The organism is Roseateles sp. P1_C1_2 (assembly GCF_056406535.1).
The window spans coordinates 87,289-105,494 of record NZ_JBFUAB010000020.1 but is presented as its reverse complement, the minus strand read 5'-3'; the positions used below and the strand labels follow the sequence as shown (position 1 = coordinate 105,494).

Below are 18,206 nucleotides of genomic sequence, written 5' to 3'. Positions count from 1 at the left end.
GGTGGGCTCCGGTTCTGCGAATCGGAACAGTGTGCCAGCAGTCGTTTCCTACTTCGTGCGGGGCTTGGGCAGGCCCTCATCGCCGTGCTGCATGCGGCGCTCGCGCATCAGGCCGACGCTGAGGGCCACCGCGCGGGCGGCGCGCTTCACTTCCTCCTGCACATCGGTGTCCTTGTCCAGCGCGTCATGGCTGGTCGCATAGGGTCCGTAGTAGCCGATGTAGCGGTCCAGCCGCGCGCCGAAGCCGGCGTCCAGCAGCCCCATCCAGTCCAGCCAGTCCGACAGCGCCCGCCGCGTGCCCTCGATGCCGGCCACGTCGCCGTGCACGACCAGGCCGTAGACGCGGCCGGCGAGGTGCTTGGGATAGTCCCACCCCTTCAACTCCATCTCGCGCGCCAGCTCGGCCTTCTTGCCCTGGGTGGACGTCGGGTCGGGGTTGCCGCCGTCGGCGCAGACGAGCCGGTCCATCATCAGCTTCAGGGGGCTGGGGGCCTGGTACCAATGCACCGGCGTCAGCAGCAGCACGCCGTGGGCGCGCACCCATTGCTCGTAGATCTCGGTCATCCAGTCGTTGGTCTGGCCCGACGCGTGGTTGGGATAGCAGCTGCAGGGCCAGTGGCACAGCGGCATCGCCGTGGACACGCAGCCCTTGCAGGGGTGGATGTGGCGGTCGTAGTCGGAGGTCAGGCGGCTCAGGTCGAGTACGTCCACGGCCATGCCCTCGGCCTCGCAGGCGCTGCGGGCCAGCTGCGTGAGCCGCCAGGTCTTGGACATCTCGCCGGGGCAGCTGCCGTCGTTGCGCGGCGAGGCGTTGATGACGAGAACTCGCGGCGGTGAACCCGCCCAGGCGTCCTGGGCCTGCTTCAGCCGCAGGTGGAGGTCGCGCCACTCGCGCGACAAGTCGTAGCCGGGGTCGGCAAAGCCCGCGCCCGCCTTGACCTTGATCGGGGCCTTGCGGCCCTCATCGAAGGCCTCCCAGGCGATCTGCTCCAGCCGCTCGAGCGCTTCGCGTTCCGGATCGTAGGCGGGGTCGACGAAGCGCTGGCGGAAGCGTTGTCCGAATTCTTCGCGCCCGGTTGGTTGCGCCTGGCCGGTTCTCACGGGTGAAGTCATGGCGAGATCTCCTCAGTGGTCATCTCGCTCGGCAAGCCATATGCCCGCGGCTGCGATAATCACCCCGTGAAGCAAGCCAGACCGCCGCTGGGGCAATCATGGAAACATGGCCCTGGAGGAAGGTCCGGACTGCAAAGAGCGGCGTAGCAGCTAACGGCTGCCCGGCGAAAGCCGAGGATCAGAGCAACAGAGACGAGTTCTGTCGGGTTCGCCCGACAGAGGTGAAACGGGCAATCTCTACGCGCAGCAACACCAAGTAGGCCAGCGTTGATGCGGCTCGCAGAGCTGGCGGGTAGGTGGCACCGAGCCGGGCAGTGATGCCCGGCCCAGAGGAATGGCGGTCACGCCGTCCGAACCGCAAGGGGAGGGCGGTGCACAGAATCCGGCCTATCGGCTTGCTTCACTCTTTCTTTCTCATACCTTTCTCCCGTGGAAAAGTGCCGCGGCGATAGCTAGATTTCACGTTGTCACGGCGTTAGGTTTGGCGCAGCATCGCCATGTCGGGCGAAAGCCCCGGCAGGGGAGAAAAACGATGATCCCGGACCACCGAGGATCGAGTCTCGAGTCAGGCCAGAACGGGCGCCAACGGCGGTGCCGGGCCGATTCATGCTTGGCCGGGCGGATCGCGTGCCGGTCAGTTCTTTCTCCTCCCCTTCAGAAATCGCCGGAAGTTCCGGATTGAAGTCGCGGCATCCGATCTGGCCGCAACGGATGCCGACCCCATGACGGGCCATGCCAAAGGGAGTGCTGTGATGAAGCTGAACAACCTGCGCCTGCGTTCCAAGCTGATGCTGGGATTCGCGCTGCTCGCGGCCGTCGTGCTGCTGGTGTCGGGCCTGTCCCTGAACTCCTTGAGCCGCTCGAATGGGCGCTTCACCGGTTACCTGGAGGGCGTGGGCGAGCGCGAGCGCCTGGTCAACGATGTGCGTGACGCCGCGGCGCGGCGGGCCATCGCGGCGCGCAATCTGGTGCTGGTGACGACGCCAGCCGATCGCGACGTCGAGAAGATCGCCGTCACCAAGGCGCATGAGGACATGCAGCAATCCATGGCCAAGCTCAAGCAGGCCTTGGCCAAGGCCGGCGATCTGGGTGATCGCGACAACGCGCTGCTCGGCGAAATGCAGCGCGTCGAAGCCCAGTACGGGCCGGTGGCGCTGGCCATCGTCGGCATGGCGCTGGACGGCAAGCGCGATGAGGCCATCGCCAAGATGAACGCCGAATGCCGCCCCTTGCTGGCCGCCCTGCTGAAGGCGACCGATGACTACCTGACCTACGAGAGCCAGCAGGCCGTCCTGCGCGTGCAGCAGGCGGAGGGCGCCTATGGCAACGACCGCATCCTGATGGTGGGCGTCAGCCTGGCCGCCGTGGCCGCCGCCGTGCTGCTGGGCTGGGCGCTGAGCAATGCCATCACGCGGCCGCTGCAGCGCGCCGTGCACCTGGCCGAAGCGGTGGCGTCGGGCGACCTGAGCTCGCACATCGTCATCGACAGCAACGACGAGACCGGCCAGCTGCTGGCGGCCCTCAAGCGCATGAATGACGGCCTGGTCGAGATGGTCGGCCGCGTGCGCCAGTCGGCTGACAGCATCTCGACGGCGTCGCAGGAGATCGCCAGCGGCAACCACGACCTGTCCAGCCGCACTGAACAGCAGGCCAGCGCCTTGCAGCAGACGGCGGCGTCCATGCAGCAGATGACCTCCACCGTGCAGCAGACGGCCGAGAGTTCGCGCCAGGCCACGCAGCTGGCCAGCGCCGCCACCGAGGTGGCCGGTCGCGGTGGCGATGTCGTGCAGCGCGTCGTCACGACCATGGGTGAGATCAGCGCGTCCAGCCGCAAGATTGCCGACATCATCGGCACCATCGATGGCATCGCCTTCCAGACCAATATCCTGGCGCTGAATGCCGCCGTGGAGGCGGCGCGCGCCGGCGAGCAGGGCCGCGGCTTCGCCGTCGTGGCGGGCGAGGTGCGCTTGCTGGCTCAGCGCAGCGCCCAGGCCGCGCGCGAAATCAAGGGCCTGATCGGCGCCAGCGTAGAGAAGGTCGAGGCGGGCAGCCAGCTCGTCGGCGAGGCCGGCGCCACGATGGGCGACATCGTCGGCCAGGTGCGCCGCATGACCGACCTGATGGCCGAGATCAACGCCTCGGCCAACGAGCAGAGCAGCGGCATCGGCCAGGTCAACCAGTCCGTCGCCTCCATCGACCAGGGCACGCAGCAGAACGCGGCCCTCGTCGAGCAGAGTGCGGCCGCCGCCGAGAGTCTGCAGCACCAGGCGGCCGGCCTGCTGGATGTGATCTCGCAATTCAAGACGGCGCGGCCGGGACGCGGCTTCGCCTGAGCCAGCGTCAACCCCGCGACGCCGAGAGTGGGGATCGGTCGATACACTCGCTGGCAGCCGCAACCCGCGGCTGCCAGCACGTCCACCCGACCGCCCCGATGAATCCTGAAGCCAGCCGCCTCTGGCGCGCGCCTCGCTGGGCCCTGTCCGTGCTGTTGGCCTGTTTGGCCATGGTCGGGCCCTTCTCCATCGACACCTATCTGCCGGCTTTCGCCGGCATCGCCGCGGCGCTGGATGCGACGCCGGTGCAGATGCAGCAGACGCTGTCGGCCTATCTGCTCGGCTTCGCCTTCATGAACCTCTTCCACGGCGCGCTGTCGGACTGCTTCGGCCGCCGGCCGGTCGTGCTGATCGGCCTGGCGGTGTTCACGGGCGCCAGCATCGGCTGCGCGGTGGCGGGCTCGATCGGCCAGCTGGTGTTCTGGCGCACAGTGCAGGGCATGTCGGCCGGCGCCGGCATCGTCGTGTCGCGGGCCATCATCCGCGACATGTTCCCGCCGGCGGACGCGCAGCGCGTGATGTCCCAGGTGACCCTCTTCTTCGGCGTGGCGCCAGCGATTGCGCCCATGGTGGGCGGTTTCCTGTTCGTGCACGCCGACTGGCACTCGATCTTCTGGTTCCTGACCTTTGTCGGCGCGGCGCTGCTGGTGTCCAACTGGCGGCTGCTGCCCGAGACGCTGCACCCCGGCCTGGTCCAGCCCTTTCACGTCGGCGCGCTGATGCGCGAGTACTGGCGGCTGTGCAGCAGCCGCAAGTTCATGATGCTGGTGCTGGCCAGCGGCATTCCCTTCAACGGCATGTTCCTCTACGTGCTGGCGACGCCGGTCTTCCTCGGTGAGCACCTGCACTTCGCGCCGCAGCAGTTCTTCTGGTTCTTCCTGTGCTCCATCGGCGGCATCATGGCCGGCGCGGCGGTCAGCGGCCGGCTGGCCGGCAAGATGAGCGCGAAGCGCCAGATCATGCGCGGCTTTCGCATCATGGTGGCCGTGTCGATCACCAATGTGCTGCTCAACCTGTTCGCGCCGCTGAGTGCCTTCTGGGCCTTGCCCATGGTCGGCCTGTTCGCCTTCGGCTGGGCGATGATGGTGCCGGTCGTCACGCTGCTGGTGCTGGACCAGGTGCCCGAGCGCCGCGGCATGGCCTCGTCGCTGCAGGCCTGCATCGGCTCGGCCGCCAACGGCCTCGTCGCCGGCGTGCTGGTGCCCCTGGTCATGCATTCGACGGTGGCCCTGGCCCTCACATCCGCCGGCTTGATGATGGTGGGCCTGGTGGCCTGGTACGGCGTCAGGCGCTCCGTCGTGACTTAAGCCTGGCGATCACTTGCCGAAATCACCGACATGATGAAAAAGCGCTGGCTGATCACCGCGCTGCTGGCCGCCTGCGCGGCTGCGCAGGCAGATGAACCCAAGGAACCGGTGGAGGTGCTGCGCCAGCGCCTGGCGGAGCGCCTGTCCACCAAGGGCGAGGGCGCGGCCACCGCCAAATCGCCCGCCAAGGCCGGCAAGCCCGCCAAGGCCGAGGCGGCCAAGCCCGTGCACTGGGGCTATGCCGGCGACGTCGGCCCCGATCATTGGGCCGAGCTGGCGCCGGACAACAAGCTCTGCGCCGTCGGCACGCGCCAGAGCCCCATCGACATCCGCGAGGGCATTGCCGTCGAGCTGGAGAAGATCAGCTTCGACTACCGCGCCAGCAGCTTCTCGGTGCAGGACAACGGCCACACCATCCAGGTCAACGTCGGCGCCGGCAACGGCCTGACGGTGATGGGTCGGCGCTACGAGCTGGTGCAGTTCCACTTCCACCGGCCCAGCGAAGAGCGCGTCAACGGCAAGCAGTCCGACATGGTGGCCCACCTCGTGCACAAGGATGCGCAGGGCAAGCTCGCCGTCGTCGCCGTGCTGCTGGAGCGCGGGCCCGACAACAAGCCCCAGCCGCTGATCCAGACCGTCTGGGCCAATCTGCCGCTGGAAAAGGGCGAGGCCTTGGCGGCCCAGGTACAGATTGACCTGAACCAGCTGCTGCCCGTCGAGCGCGGCTACTACACCTATATGGGATCGCTGACGACGCCGCCCTGCAGCGAGGGCGTGCTGTGGATGGTGCTGCGCCAGCCCGTCGCCATGACGGCCCAGCAGCTGGGCATCTTCGCCAAGCTCTATCCGATGAATGCGCGGCCGTTGCAGGCCGGCTCGGGGCGCCTCATCAAGGAATCGCTGGGGACGCCTTAGCCTCGGCGGGTTTTGCGGACCCCGGACAGCCAGTCGTGCAGCGTGGCGAACAGCTGCTCGGCGACGACGGGCTTGGCGACGTGGTCGTCCATGCCGGCGTCCAGGCAGCGTTGGCGCTCGTCGTCGAAGGCATTGGCCGTCATGGCCAGGATGGGCAGGTCGGCGCCTTCAGGCAGGCGCCGGATGGCGCGTGTCGCGTCCAGGCCGTCCATGATGGGCATTTGCACGTCCATCAGCACCAGGGCGTAGTCGCCGGCCTTGACCATGTCGACGGCCTGCTGGCCGTCCGCGGCGACGTCCACCGTCAGGCCGGCGCTGCCGATGAGGGCGACGGCCACTTCCTGGTTGACCGGGTTGTCCTCGGCCAGCAGCAGGCGGCGGGGCTGGGCGCGCGCCAGTTCGGCCAGACGCTCGCGCGCCGAATGCGGCCGCGGGGCCGCCACCGGCGCCACCGGGGCATGGGCTGCGGCTTGGACGGGCAGCGTGAACCAGAAGGTGCTGCCGCGGCCCAGCGTGCTGTCGACGCCGACGTGGCCGCCCATCAGCTCGGCCAGGCGCCGGCAGATCGCCAGGCCGAGGCCGGTGCCGCCGTAGCGCCGCGTCGTCGAGCTGTCGGCCTGTTCGAAGTCGCGGAACAGCCGCGCCTGCGCGTCTGACGCAATGCCGATGCCGCTGTCCTGCACCTCGAAGCGCAGCGTCAGTGCGGCGCCAGGCTGGGTCTCGTCCAGGCGCGCACCCAGGCGCACGAAGCCGCTGTCGGTGAACTTGACGGCATTGCCGGCGAAGTTCAGCAACACCTCGGAGATGCGCTGCGGGTCGCCGATCAGCGGGCGGCCGCGCAGGGTCGGTGCGACGTCGCTCTCGACGCGCAGCCGCTTGGCTGCGGCCGTCTGGGTCGTCATGTTGGCGATGTTGTCCAGCACCTCGCCGACGGTGAACTCGCGCTGCTCCAGCCTGACCTTGCCGGCCTCGATCTTGGAGAAGTCCAGCACGTTGTTGATGACGCTGAGCAGATGCTCGGCCGCGTTGGCCACCTTCTGCAGGCGTTTCTGCTGCTCGGGCTCGATGGTGTCGCTCTGGGCCAGATAGGTCAGGCCGATGATGGCGTTCATCGGCGTGCGGATCTCGTGGCTCATGTTGGCCAGGAAGGCGCTCTTGGCCAGGCTCGCCGCCTGGGCGGCCTGGGTGGCCTCGGCCAGCTCGGCGGTGCGCGCCTCGACCAGCTCCTCGAGGTGGTGGCGGTAGCGCTCCAGCTCCAACGCGTCGCGGCGCTGGCGCGAGATGTCGGTCAGGAAGCCATGCCAGAGCACGCTGCCATCGGCCTCGCGCTGGGCGATGGCATTGCCGTAGATCCAGCGTTCGCTGCCGTCGGCCAGCGGGGTGCGGAACTCCTGCTGCCAGGGGCTGAGGTTGCGTGCGGAGGCCAGCAGGCTCTCGCGCACGGCGGCGCGGTCGTCGGGGTGCACGCGCTCGAACCAGGGCGCCGCGCTGCGGCCGAGTTCGGCACTGCCGAGCAGGAAGTACTCGCGCACCGCTTCGCTGACATAGGCGAAGGAGAACTCGCCGTTGACGGCCAGGCGCAGCTGGTAGACGACGCCGGGCACTGTCTCGGCCATGCCGCGCAGGCGCTCGATGAGGTTGCGCTGGGCATCGAACTGCTGCTGCAGCGCGTCGCGCATGTGTTCGAGGTGGCCGCCGAGCAGGCCGATCTCGTCCTGGCGGGTGTGCTCCAGCTTGGCGTTGAAGCGGCCCTCGGCGAGGTCGTTGGCGAAATCGCCGAGTTCGCGCAGCGGGCGGAACAGGCGCGAGTTCAGCAGCCACAGCACCAGGGCCAGCGAGGCCAGCAACTGGCCGCCGACGGTGGCGCCATAGAGCCAGCGCTGGCGCAGCACGGCCGTCGTGCTGAGATGGTCGTCGATCTCGATCTGGATGTGGCCGATGCGCGTCGCGCCGCGCAGGATGTCGCGCTCGCCGGTCAGCGTCTGGCCCAGGCGGCGCTCGGGCAGGTGGTTCTCGATGAAGGGCAGGCCCTGGGACGCGTCGCTGACGCTGACGCGCACGACCTCGGGTGACTTGACGATGGCCGACACGACCTCGCGCGCGGCGACGGCGTCCAGGTTCCACAGCAGTTCGGGCAGGCTGCTGGCCAGCACGTCGAGCTTGGCGTCGAGGTCGCGCTGCAGCGCCTGCTCGGCGACCTTGGACTCGCGCAGCCCGATGAAGAGGCCGCCGACGATGAGGGCCGGCAGCAACAGGCCGATGCTGGCGCCGAGGGCCAGGGCGGCAAAGAGCGAGGACGAGGGCTTGCGGCTCAAGATGCGGTCATGCTGCCATGAGTTGGGCTGCCAGAAAGCGAAACACGCCACGACGCGGTGGCGGCGTGGCGTGTTTCGTGGTGCATGAGCGTCAGCCCTTGCCCAGCAGTTGGGGCTTCAGCGAAGAGTCGACCGGCTTGTCGCCCAGCCAGATCTTCAGCACCGCGTTGTAGAAGGCGATGTCCTTCATCGGCTCGCCGATCGGCTTGCCGTTGAGGAACATCACGGTGCCGGTGTCGGGCACCCAGTCCACCGTGATGACGTCGCCCTTCTTGCCTTGAGGAATGTTGACGAAGGTCTCGCCGAACTGGGCGAGCTGGTTGACGAACTTGGAGCGTTCGGCCTTGTCGGTGTTGGCGGTGATGCCGGCCATGAAGGCCTGGCCCAGCTCGTCACCGGTCACCTCGCGCAGCAGGCCGAGGCTGAAGCGGCGCGGGCCGGTGGTTTCCAGCACGCCGGCCGTGGTGTCCTTCTTCTCGGGCAGATAGAGCACCAGGGAATAGACCTTGACGACGATGCGCACGCGCACACCGGCGCCATTGACCTTCAGTTCCTTGCCGCCGACCTTGACCGTGTCATCGAACTTGAGGCCGCCCACTTCGATGGCCTGGGCGGCACCGCCCAGACCCAGGGCGAGGACCAGGCCGGTCATCCAGCGGGTCGCTTTCTGCATCTTCATGAAGTCTCCTGATCTTGGGGGGATAGGGATGGCCGCGGCTCAGTGCGCGGCTTCGAGCTTGAACAGACTGACGACCTCTTCGAGGCCATGGGCCTGGGCGCGCAGCGAGTCAGCGGCCGCGGCGGCTTCTTCCACCAGGGCGGCGTTCTGTTGCGTGCTCTTGTCCATGTCGTGGATGGTATGCGTGACGCGCTCGATGCCGGAGCTCTGTTCCGCGCTGGCGTGGGTGATCTCGCCCATGATGTCGGTCATCCGTTGCACGCTCGCCACCACGCCCTGCATGGTGCTGCCGGCCTGGGCCACGAGCTGGCTGCCCTGGGCGACCTTCTCGACCGAGTCGCTGATGAGGCGCTTGATCTCCTTGGCGGCGTCGGCGCTGCGGCCGGCCAGCGAGCGCACCTCGCCGGCGACGACCGCGAAGCCGCGGCCCTGTTCGCCGGCGCGCGCGGCTTCCACCGCGGCGTTCAGCGCCAGGATGTTGGTCTGGAAGGCGATGCCGTCGATGACGCTGATGATGTCGACGATCTTCTTGCTCGAGGCGTCGATGCTGCCCATGGTCGTCACGACCTTGGCCACCACGGCGCCGCCTTCGCCGGCGACCTGGGAGGCCGCCTTGGCCAGTTGGTTGGCCTGCTGGGCGTTCTGCGCGTTCTGCTGCACGGCGTCGGTCAGCGTCTTCATGGCCGACAGCGTCTGCTCCAGCGATGCCGCCTGGGCCTCGGTGCGCACCGACAGATCCATGTTGCCGCTGGCGATCTCGCTGGAAGCCGACGAGATCGATTCCGTGCCCTCGCGCACGYGGCCGACGATGCCCTTGAGGCTTTCGTTCATGTCATGCAGGGCCTGCAGCAGCTCGCCGGTCTCGTCGCGGCTGCGCACCTCGATCTCGCTGGTCAGGTTGCCCGAGGCCACCTTGCGCGCCACGGCCACCGCGCCGCGCAGCGGGTTGACGATGCCGCGCGTGATCAGCACGCCGGTCAGCGCGCTGGCGATGATGGCGGCGATGGCCAGGCCCAGCAGCAGCAGGGCGGTCTTCTGAGCCACCTGGTTGGATTTCTGGCCGGCCGCGTCCATGCCGGCGTTGCGGGTCTCGACCAGCTTGTCCAGCGCGGCCATGTATTTGCCCTGGGCGGCGCGCACCGAGAACTGGTACTTCAGCGGCGCGCCCTCGGTGTCGCCGGAGGCCACGGTCTTCACGAAGGCCGCCTGGCCGGTCATGAACTTGGCGCGCGCCTCTTCCACCGCCTTGAGCTGCTCCTGGCTGGCCTCGTCGGTCAGCAGGGGCTTGAGCTCGGCCATCGTCTTTTCGTGGGCGGCCATCAGGCTGGCGACGGTGTCCAGCTCCTTCTTGATCTGCTCCTCGCCCGTCATGATCAGCGTCGTCATCATGCTGCGCGAGGCATCACCCAGCTCCGCCTTGGCGCGGTTGGCCAGGGCCACCGTCTTGTAGTCGGTGCTGATCAGCTGGCTGATTTCGCTGTTCAGGGTCTGGATGCCGAAGTAGCCCAGCAGCGTGATGGCGACCAGGGCGACGATCACGACCGTGAAGCCGGCGGTGAGGCGTTGTCCGATGCGCATATGGGACAAGAAATTCATGGGGGGCTGCCTCGGTTTTGATATTTGGTGGGAGCCCCGGTTTTGAGTTCTTGGCTGAAGGGGCTGAAACAGCACGAAATTTCAGCAGAAATCACTGGGCCGCATGCATTCTGGGCGGCCAGCTGGCGAGGCTTGCCGTGATTTGTGCGGCAAAACCCTGTCAGACCTGGCGTCGCCTCGGCGACACCAGGCCGCCGAGCCGCTTCAAGCATGGGGGCAAACGCGATCCCGTTGCGTGCGTCACTTCAAGCACCACTTCGCAATATCTTGGCAAGTCCTTATTTATTAAAGAGATTTTTTCCCATATCTGTATAAATTTACAGCTGTGGCTAAGTGCTTGATTTCATTGAAAAAACTTGTGCCGAACCTTGACCCGGTGGGGTGCGGGCCTTAAAGTGGGAGGAAGTGTCGTTCAGTGGTGAAAAGTGTCGGAATTCGTCTTTCAGGGTGCCTCCAACTTGGCCTTAGATGCCAAGGGCCGCCTGAGTGTGCCCAGTCGACACCGTGAAGTGCTGCAGTTGCTCTGCCAGGGGCGCCTGACCGTCACCAAGCATCCGGATGGTTGTCTGATGCTGTTTCCGCGGCCCACCTGGGAGGCTTTCCGCGACAAGGTTGCCGGCCTGCCGATGTCGGCCGCCGGCTGGAAGCGTGTTTTCCTTGGTAACGCGATGGACGTCGAGGTCGACTCGGCGGCCCGCGTGCTGATCTCGCCCGAGCTGCGCAAGAGCGCCGGGCTGAAGAACGACGTGATGCTGCTGGGCATGGGGAGCCACTTCGAGCTCTGGGACGTTGATGCCCATGCCGCCCACGAGGCCGAAGTGATGGCCGGCGAACTGCCCGATGCGCTCAAGGACTTCAGCTTCTGATGGGCGCCGAGATGAGCGAAAGCGCCGAGTTCCGCCACACCACCGTGCTGCTGAACGAGGCGGTCGACGGCGTGCTCGCGCGCCCGGACGGCGTCTATGTGGATGGCACCTTCGGCCGCGGCGGCCATTCGCGCCTGCTGCTGAGCAAGCTGGCGCCCGAGGGTCGCCTGATCGCCATCGACCGCGACCCCGAGGCGATTGCCGCGGCCGCCGCCATCACCGACCCGCGCTTCTCCATCGTCCACAGCGCCTTTGCCGACATGGCCGATCGATTGGCAGCGCTGGGTGTTCATCAGGTGGATGGTGTGCTGCTGGACCTGGGTGTGTCCAGTCCTCAGATCGACAACCCTGAGCGGGGTTTCAGCTTTCGCTTCAACGGCCCGCTGGACATGCGCATGGACACGACGCGGGGGATGAGCGCGGCGGACTTCCTGGCCGGCGCCGACGAGCGCGAGATTGCACGGGTGATTCGAGACTATGGCGAAGAACGGTTTGCTGCACAGATTGCAAAGGCGGTTGTTGCTGGCCGGGAAGCCGGCACGCCGCTCACGCGCACCGACGAGCTGCGCGAACTCGTGGCTCGCACGGTCAAGACCCGCGAGCCCGGCCAAGACCCGGCCACACGCACCTTTCAAGCCCTTCGGATTCATGTCAATGGCGAGCTTGAGGAGCTTGAGCAAGGCCTGAACGCCGCGCTGCGCCTGTTGGCGCCGGGCGGGCGGCTGTCCGTCATCAGCTTCCATTCGCTGGAGGACAGGCGCGTCAAGACCTTCATCGCCGAGCGCAGCAAGGCCGTGTTCGACCGCCGCGCGCCGTTCGCCGAAGCCGCGCCGCTGATCCTGAATGCGCTGGGCCGCATCAAGCCGAGCGACGCCGAGGTGGCCGCCAACCCGCGCTCACGCTCCGCCGTGTTGCGTGTGGCGGAGCGCACCGACGCGCCGCTGCCACCGGTCACGTCCAGGCGCTGACATGAAGCCCCCACGCTCTCTTCGTTCACTGCCCCCCGAGGGGGTGCGTCCGCGCCTTCGGGCGGCCGGGCGGCGCTGACGTGGCGAAAGTCAACTTCATCCTCATCCTGGCCGTGCTGGCCAGCGGTGTCGTCCTCGTGCACAGCGCCTACGAGTCGCGCCGCCTGTTCGCCGAGCGCGACAAGGCCAAGGCCGAGGGCCAGCGCCTGGCCGCCGACGCCGAGCGCCTGGCCGCCGAGCGCCACGCGCAGGCGACCAATCTGCGCGTCGAGCAGGTCGCGCGTGAGCGCCTGGGCATGCGCGTCATCAGCCCTGCCGTCGTGGCATCGGGAGTTGGCCAATGAACAAGGCCAACAAGTCCGTCAGCTATTCGACCAGCCCGCTGCTCGCGTCCAAGACGCCGCCGTGGCGCTCGCGCTTCCTGGTCGCCCTCGTCGGCCTGGCCTTCCTCGGCCTGCTGGCGCGCGCCGTCTATGTGCAGGTACTGAACACCGATTTCTTCCAGAAGCAGGGCGAAGCCCGCTACGCCCACACGCTGGAGCTGCCGGCCAGCCGTGGCCGCATCAACGACCGCACGGGCCAGGTGCTGGCCGCCAGCGTGGCCGTGCCGTCGATCTGGGCCATCCCCAAGGAAGTCGACGCCGACGCCGACAAGCGCCGCGCCCTGGCCAAGGCGCTGGGCCTGTCCAACAAGGAACTGGAAGCCAAGCTCAACCCCGAGACGCGCTTCGTCTGGCTCAAGCGCCTGGCCGACGACGAGACCGCCGCGCGCGTGAAGGCCATCGGCCTGAAGGGCATCTTCCAGGACCGCGAGTACCGCCGCAAATATCCCGAGGGCGAGGCGGCGGCCCATGTCGTCGGCTTCACCAATGTGGAGGACCGTGGCCAGGAAGGCATCGAGCTGGCTTTCCAGAAGGAGCTGCAGGGCCGTGACGGCTCGCGCTCCGTCGTGCGCGACCGCCTGGGTCGCGTCGTCGAGGACATCGGCGACATCGTGCCCGCGGCCAACGGTCACGACATCGACCTGGCGGTGGATTCCAAGGTGCAGTTCTTCGCCTACCAGCGCATCCGCGACGCGGTGGCCGAGAACAAGGCCAAGGCCGGTTCCGTCGTCGTGCTGGACGCACAGACCGGCGAGGTGCTGGCGCTGGCCAACTTCCCGAGCTACGACCCCGGCAATCGCCAGAACCTGTCGGGCGAGCAACTGCGCAACCGCGCGCTGACCGACGTCTTCGAGCCCGGCTCGACGATGAAACCCTTCATCGCCGGCCTGTCGATGGAGACCGGCCGCACGACACCCGACAGCATGGTCGACACCGGCAACGGCAAATACGCCTTCCAGGGTGCCGTCATCAGCGACACCAAGCCGCATGGCGTCATTCCGGTGCGCGAGGTCATCAAGTTCTCGAGCAACATCGGCGCCACCAAGCTCGCCATGCAGATGCAGCCGCGCGAGATGCACGAGATGTTCACGGCCATCGGCCTGGGCCAGCGGCCCCAGATCAGCTTTCCCGGCGCGGTGACCGGCAAGCTGCGCCCCTACAAGACCTGGCGCCCCATCGAGCAGGCGACGATGAGCTATGGCTACGGCCTGTCGGCGTCGCTGTTCCAGCTGGCGCGGGCCTACACGGTGTTCGCGCGCGACGGCGAGATCATCCCCGTCAGCATGCTGCGCCAGCCGCATGACCACCCGGTGCCCGGCATCCGTGTGTTCTCGCCCAAGGTCACGCAGGACCTGCGCCTGATGCTGCAGGCCGCGGCAGGCCCCGGCGGCACGGCGCCCGACGCCCAGGTGCCGGGCTACAGCATCGGCGGCAAGAGCGGCACGGCCCACAAGCAGGAAGGCCGCGGCTACGCCAGCCACAAATACCGCTCATGGTTTGTCGGCATCGCGCCCATCAGCAAGCCGCGCATCGTCGTTGCCGTCATGGTCGACGACCCGACTGCCGGCGTGTACTACGGCGGCAAGGTCGCCGGCCCGGTGTTCAGCCAGGTCACCGCGCAGACGCTGCGCCTGCTCGGCGTGCCGCCCGACCTGGACGTGAAGAGCCAGATCGTCGCCAACCAGAAGGCCACGGCCGTGGAAGAAAGCTTCTGATGCTCACCCGCCTCAAATCCCCCGATGCCGCCGCGCGCTGGTTGTCCGAATGGTGCACCGGCACGCTGCGCACCGACAGCCGCCAGGTGCGACCCGGTGATGCCTTCATCGCCTGGCCCGGCTATGCGCGCGACGGCCGCGAATTCGTCGCTGCGGCGCTGGAAGCCGGCGCGTCCACCTGCCTGGTCGAAGAGGCCGATGTCGAGCGTTTCGGCTTCGTGGATGCGCGCGTGGCCTCCCTGCCCGGGCTGAAGGCCCGCACCGGCGAGATTGCCGCCACCTTCTTCGGCAAGCCGACCGACACGCTGGACGTCATCGCCGTCACCGGCACCAATGGCAAGACCTCGTCGGCCTGGTGGATTGCCCAGGCCTCGGCCCAGCTCGGCAAGCGCTGCGGCGTGGTGGGCACGCTCGGCATCGGCGAGCCGCCCAAGCTGGACTACAACGGCCTGACGACGCCCGACCCCGTGCTGCTGCAGGCCGCCTTCGCCCGCATGCGCGACGACGGTTTCTCGGCCTGCGCCATCGAGGCCAGCAGCATCGGCATCGTCGAAGGTCGCCTGGCCGGCAGCGCGGTGCGTGTCGCGGTGTTCACCAACTTCACGCAAGACCACCTCGACTACCACCGCACGATGGACGCCTATTGGGCAGCCAAGCGTGCGCTGTTCAGCTTCCCCGGCCTGCGTGCCGCCGTCATCAACCTCGACGATCCCAAGGGCGCGGAGCTCGCGGCTGAACTGGCCTCGCTGGACGTCTGGACCACCGGTGTCGAGCACAGCGATGCGCGCCTCTCGGCCCGAGGTCTGCACTACACCGGCGAAGGCCTGGCCTTCATGTTGCATGAGGGCGGCGAAGCCCTGGCCGTGCAGACCAGCCTGATCGGCGACTACAACGCCGCAAACCTGCTCGGCGTGGCCGGCGCCCTGCGCGCGCAAGGCCATGCGCTGGCCGACGTGGCGCGCGTGCTGGGCCGCGTGACGCCGGTGCCGGGCCGCATGCAGCGCGTTGGCAATGGCCGCGAACTGCCGCAGGTCGTCGTCGACTACGCCCACACGCCGGACGCCCTCGACAAGGCGCTCTCGGCACTGCAGGGCCTGGCGCAGGCGCGCGGCGGCGAGCTGGTCTGCGTGTTCGGCTGCGGCGGCGACCGCGACCGCGGCAAGCGCCCGCAGATGGGTGCCATCGCTGCACGCCTGGCGGGCCGCGTCGTCGTCACGACCGACAACCCGCGCAGCGAAGCGCCGGCCCAGATCATGGGCGACATCGCCGTGGCTGCGCCGGCGGCAAGTGTCATCGAGGCCCGCGAGGAAGCCATCCGCATGGCCATCACCCAGGCCGGCTCGCGCGACATCGTGCTGATCGCCGGCAAGGGCCATGAGGACTACCAGGAAGTGAACGGCGTGCGCCGGCCTTTCTCCGACGTCGGCGAGGCGCGTGCGGCGCTGCTGGAAAGGGCGGGTCTGTGAGCCTGTTCATGACGCTCGCTGAAGCACAGGCGCTGTTGCCAGGCTCGACGCTGGTCGGTAACGGCGCGACCGGCTTTGCCCGCGTGCACAGCGACACGCGCAGCTTGCGCATCGGCGACCTCTTCGTCGCGCTGCGTGGCGAGCGCTTCGATGCCAACGACTTTCTGAGCCAGGCCAAGGCGTCGGGCGCCGTCGCGGCACTGGCCGAGCGTGGCCTGGCGGAGGCGGGTCTGCCCGGTCTGCTCGTGCCCGATGCGAAGCTCGCCCTCGGCCAGCTCGCCGCCGCCTGGCGCCGCCAGCAGCAGCTGCCCGTCGTTGCCGTCACCGGCAGCAACGGCAAGACGACGACGACGCAGATGATCGCCAGCATCCTGCGCACCTGGGTGGGTGATGCGGCCCTGGCCACCGAAGGCAACTACAACAACGACATCGGCGTGCCGCTGACGCTGCTGCGCCTGCGCCATGACGACGAGACCAGCCACCGCGCCGCCGTCGTCGAACTGGGCATGAATCACCCCGGCGAGATCGCGCCGCTGGCCGCGATGACGCAGCCGACTGTGGCCCTCGTGAACAACGCGCAGCGCGAGCACCAGGAGTTCATGGCGACGGTCGAGGCGGTTGCGCGCGAGAACGGCGCCGTCATCGAGGCGCTGGCCGGCAGCGGCTGCGCCGTCTTCCCCGCCGAGGACGCCTGTGCGCCGATCTGGCTGGAACTGGCGGGCTCGCGCCCCCACCTGAGCTTTGCCTTGCGCGGCGAGGCCGACGTGACCGGCGACGCCGCCTGGATGGGCACGCACTGGGCGCTGGAACTGCACACGCCGGCCGGCACCGCGCCGGTGGCTCTGCACATGGCCGGCGAACACAACGTGCGCAATGCACTGGCGGCCGCTGCCTGCGCGCTGGCTGCCGGCGCACCGCTGGCCTCGATTGCCCAGGGCCTGGAGGCCTTCCGCGCCGTCAAGGGTCGCTCGGAACTCAAGCTCGATGCGCGTGGCCGCACCTTGATCGACGACAGCTACAACGCCAACCCCGACAGCGTGCGCGCCGCCATCGACGTGCTGGCCGGCATGCCGGGCGAAGGCTGGCTCATCCTCGGCGACATGGGCGAGGTGGGCAACGAAGGCCCGGCCTTCCACCGCGAAGTCGGTGCCTATGCGGCCGAACGCGGCATCGCTCATTTCTGGACCGCTGGCGCCGCCGCCCGCGACGCGGCGGCGGCTTACGGGTCGAGAGCCCGCGCCTTCGACAACACGGCCGCCCTCATCGCGGCCCTGAAGGAACAACCCAGCGTGGCCCAGACCCTGGTCAAGGGCTCGCGCTTCATGAAGATGGAACAAGTGGTCGCTGCACTGCAATCCGGAGGCTCCCATGCTGCTTAGCCTCGCCCAATGGCTGCAGGGCCTCTACCCCGACCTCGGCTTTCTGCGCCTCTTCCAGTACATCACCTTCCGCGCCGTGATGGCCGCGATGACGGCGCTGCTGATCGGCCTGGCCTTCGGGCCCTGGGTCATCCGTCGGCTGACCGCGATGAAGATCGGCCAGCCCGTGCGTGCCTATGGCGTGCAGGCCCATCTGGCCAAGACCGGCACGCCGACGATGGGCGGCGTCCTCGTCCTCATCGGCATCGGCGTGTCGACGCTGCTGTGGTTCGACTGGAGCAACCGCTTCGTCTGGGTCGTCATGCTGGTGACCATGGGCTTTGGTGCCGTGGGCTGGGTGGACGACTGGCGCAAGGTCGTCGACAAGAACCCCGAGGGCATGAAGAGCCGCGAGAAGTTCTTCTGGCAGTCGCTGATCGGCCTGGTCGCCGCGCTCTACCTCGCGTTCAGCGTGTCGGAGACGTCTTTCCTCGGTGTCGTGCAGCTGTTCTTCCGCTGGGTGTCCAGCGGCTTCTCCACCGAGCTGCCGCCCAAGGCCGACCTGCTGATCCCCTTCTTCAAGACCATCAGCATGCCGCTGGGCGTGTGGGGCTTCGTGGCACTGGCCTACTTCGTCATCGTCGGCACCAGCAACGCGGTCAACTTCACCGACGGCCTGGACGGCCTGGCCATCATGCCCGTCGTCATGGTCGGTTCGGCCCTGGGCTTGTTCGCCTACCTGACCGGCTCGTCGGTGTTCTCCAAATACCTGCTGCTGCCCTATATCCCCGGCGCCGGCGAGTTGCTGATCTTCTGCGCGGCGATGGCCGGCGCCGGCCTGGCCTTCCTGTGGTTCAACGCCCACCCGGCCCAGGTCTTCATGGGCGACGTGGGCGCGCTGGCGCTGGGCGGTGGCCTGGGGACGCTGGCCGTCATCACGCGCCAGGAAATCCTGCTCGGCATCATGGGCGGCATCTTCGTGGCCGAAGTGCTGAGCGTGATGCTGCAGGTCAGCTGGTTCAAGTTCACGAAGAAGAAGTTCGGCGAGGGCCGGCGCATCTTCAAGATGGCGCCGCTGCACCACCATTTCGAGAAGAGCGGCTGGAACGAGACCCAGGTCGTCATCCGCTTCTGGATCATCACCATGCTGCTGTGCCTGGTGGGCCTGGCCAGCCTGAAGCTGCGGTAAGCC

The 18,206-nt window shown here is 68.0% G+C and carries 14 protein-coding genes and 1 other RNA gene; 11 read left to right on the top strand and 4 right to left on the bottom strand.

The window, feature by feature from the left end; all coding sequences use genetic code 11:
* Positions 1-48 precede the first annotated feature (48 nt).
* Positions 49-1,113: a flavodoxin family protein gene (locus AC1D2H_RS20370; protein ID WP_478012236.1), complete on the bottom strand. Its 1,065-nt coding sequence runs from the start codon at positions 1,111-1,113 to the stop codon at positions 49-51.
* Positions 1,114-1,181: 68 nt separating this feature from the next.
* On the opposite strand from AC1D2H_RS20370, the gene rnpB reads away from it, so the two are divergent.
* The 4 genes from rnpB to AC1D2H_RS20350 all read left to right on the top strand — a co-directional run bounded on the left by rnpB (position 1,182) and on the right by AC1D2H_RS20350 (position 5,668).
* An RNA gene (rnpB, locus tag AC1D2H_RS20365) (RNase P RNA component class A) lies at positions 1,182-1,519 on the top strand.
* A gap of 346 nt (positions 1,520-1,865) precedes the next feature.
* On the top strand, positions 1,866-3,446 hold the full coding sequence (locus AC1D2H_RS20360) for a methyl-accepting chemotaxis protein (RefSeq protein ID WP_478012235.1): 1,581 nt from the start codon (positions 1,866-1,868) through the stop codon (positions 3,444-3,446).
* Positions 3,447-3,544: 98 nt separating this feature from the next.
* A complete protein-coding gene (locus AC1D2H_RS20355) occupies positions 3,545-4,753 on the top strand; it encodes a multidrug effflux MFS transporter (protein WP_478012234.1) in 1,209 nt (402 codons plus the stop codon).
* Positions 4,754-4,783: 30 nt separating this feature from the next.
* Positions 4,784-5,668 carry a carbonic anhydrase gene (locus AC1D2H_RS20350; RefSeq protein WP_478012233.1) on the top strand — a complete coding sequence of 295 codons (885 nt, stop codon included), beginning with the start codon at positions 4,784-4,786 and terminating at the stop codon, positions 5,666-5,668.
* Here AC1D2H_RS20350 and AC1D2H_RS20345 read toward each other — a convergent pair.
* The 3 genes from AC1D2H_RS20345 to AC1D2H_RS20335 form a co-directional block, all read right to left on the bottom strand.
* Positions 5,665-7,983: an ATP-binding protein gene (locus AC1D2H_RS20345; RefSeq protein ID WP_478012232.1), complete on the bottom strand. Its 2,319-nt coding sequence runs from the start codon at positions 7,981-7,983 to the stop codon at positions 5,665-5,667. The genes AC1D2H_RS20350 and AC1D2H_RS20345 overlap by 4 nt on opposite strands.
* Before the next feature lie 91 nt (positions 7,984-8,074).
* Positions 8,075-8,662 carry a chalcone isomerase family protein gene (locus AC1D2H_RS20340; RefSeq protein WP_477930991.1) on the bottom strand — a complete coding sequence of 196 codons (588 nt, stop codon included), beginning with the start codon at positions 8,660-8,662 and terminating at the stop codon, positions 8,075-8,077.
* A 39-nt stretch (positions 8,663-8,701) separates the two neighbouring features.
* Entirely contained in the window at positions 8,702-10,258 is a 1,557-nt protein-coding gene (locus AC1D2H_RS20335) for a methyl-accepting chemotaxis protein (RefSeq protein WP_478012231.1), read from the bottom strand.
* 425 nt (positions 10,259-10,683) lie between these two features.
* Here AC1D2H_RS20335 and AC1D2H_RS20330 point away from each other — a divergent pair, with 425 nt between their 5' ends.
* The 7 genes from AC1D2H_RS20330 (at position 10,684) to mraY (ending at position 18,203) form a co-directional block, all read left to right on the top strand.
* The gene (locus AC1D2H_RS20330) at positions 10,684-11,124 is read left to right on the top strand and encodes a division/cell wall cluster transcriptional repressor MraZ (RefSeq protein WP_477930985.1); all 441 of its coding nucleotides are present in this window, start codon (positions 10,684-10,686) and stop codon (positions 11,122-11,124) included.
* Between the two features lie 11 nt (positions 11,125-11,135).
* Positions 11,136-12,092 carry a 16S rRNA (cytosine(1402)-N(4))-methyltransferase RsmH gene (gene rsmH, locus AC1D2H_RS20325; RefSeq protein ID WP_478012230.1) on the top strand — a complete coding sequence of 319 codons (957 nt, stop codon included), beginning with the start codon at positions 11,136-11,138 and terminating at the stop codon, positions 12,090-12,092.
* An 80-nt stretch (positions 12,093-12,172) separates the two neighbouring features.
* Complete coding sequence (gene ftsL, locus AC1D2H_RS20320; protein WP_477930981.1) at positions 12,173-12,436, top strand: cell division protein FtsL; 264 nt, start codon at positions 12,173-12,175, stop codon at positions 12,434-12,436.
* Positions 12,433-14,190 (top strand): peptidoglycan D,D-transpeptidase FtsI family protein, encoded by a 1,758-nt coding sequence (locus AC1D2H_RS20315; RefSeq protein WP_477930980.1) that lies wholly within the window; start codon positions 12,433-12,435, stop codon positions 14,188-14,190. The genes ftsL and AC1D2H_RS20315 overlap by 4 nt, the downstream gene beginning before the upstream one ends.
* Positions 14,190-15,656 (top strand): UDP-N-acetylmuramoyl-L-alanyl-D-glutamate--2,6-diaminopimelate ligase, encoded by a 1,467-nt coding sequence (locus AC1D2H_RS20310; protein WP_478012229.1) that lies wholly within the window; start codon positions 14,190-14,192, stop codon positions 15,654-15,656. Before AC1D2H_RS20315 ends, AC1D2H_RS20310 begins: the two co-directional genes overlap by 1 nt.
* A gap of 8 nt (positions 15,657-15,664) precedes the next feature.
* The gene (locus AC1D2H_RS20305; RefSeq protein WP_478012228.1) at positions 15,665-17,035 is read left to right on the top strand and encodes a UDP-N-acetylmuramoyl-tripeptide--D-alanyl-D-alanine ligase; all 1,371 of its coding nucleotides are present in this window, start codon (positions 15,665-15,667) and stop codon (positions 17,033-17,035) included.
* On the top strand, positions 17,025-18,203 hold the full coding sequence (gene mraY / locus AC1D2H_RS20300; RefSeq protein WP_477930975.1) for a phospho-N-acetylmuramoyl-pentapeptide-transferase: 1,179 nt from the start codon (positions 17,025-17,027) through the stop codon (positions 18,201-18,203). Before AC1D2H_RS20305 ends, mraY begins: the two co-directional genes overlap by 11 nt.
* The last annotated feature ends 3 nt before the right edge of the window (positions 18,204-18,206 follow it).

What these genes read in the sequence shown, in the direction of transcription:
- AC1D2H_RS20370 (WP_478012236.1), bottom strand. Translation starts at nt 1,113, where the DNA reads ATGACTTCACCCGTGAGAACCGGCCAGGCGCAACCAACCGGGCGCGAA.
- AC1D2H_RS20360 (WP_478012235.1), top strand. Translation starts at nt 1,866, where the DNA reads ATGAAGCTGAACAACCTGCGCCTGCGTTCCAAGCTGATGCTGGGATTC.
- AC1D2H_RS20355 (WP_478012234.1), top strand. Translation starts at nt 3,545, where the DNA reads ATGAATCCTGAAGCCAGCCGCCTCTGGCGCGCGCCTCGCTGGGCCCTG.
- AC1D2H_RS20350 (WP_478012233.1), top strand. Translation starts at nt 4,784, where the DNA reads ATGATGAAAAAGCGCTGGCTGATCACCGCGCTGCTGGCCGCCTGCGCG.
- AC1D2H_RS20340 (WP_477930991.1), bottom strand. Translation starts at nt 8,662, where the DNA reads ATGAAGATGCAGAAAGCGACCCGCTGGATGACCGGCCTGGTCCTCGCC.
- rsmH (WP_478012230.1), top strand. Translation starts at nt 11,136, where the DNA reads ATGAGCGAAAGCGCCGAGTTCCGCCACACCACCGTGCTGCTGAACGAG.
- AC1D2H_RS20315 (WP_477930980.1), top strand. Translation starts at nt 12,433, where the DNA reads ATGAACAAGGCCAACAAGTCCGTCAGCTATTCGACCAGCCCGCTGCTC.
- AC1D2H_RS20310 (WP_478012229.1), top strand. Translation starts at nt 14,190, where the DNA reads ATGCTCACCCGCCTCAAATCCCCCGATGCCGCCGCGCGCTGGTTGTCC.
- AC1D2H_RS20305 (WP_478012228.1), top strand. Translation starts at nt 15,665, where the DNA reads ATGACGCTCGCTGAAGCACAGGCGCTGTTGCCAGGCTCGACGCTGGTC.
- mraY (WP_477930975.1), top strand. Translation starts at nt 17,025, where the DNA reads ATGCTGCTTAGCCTCGCCCAATGGCTGCAGGGCCTCTACCCCGACCTC.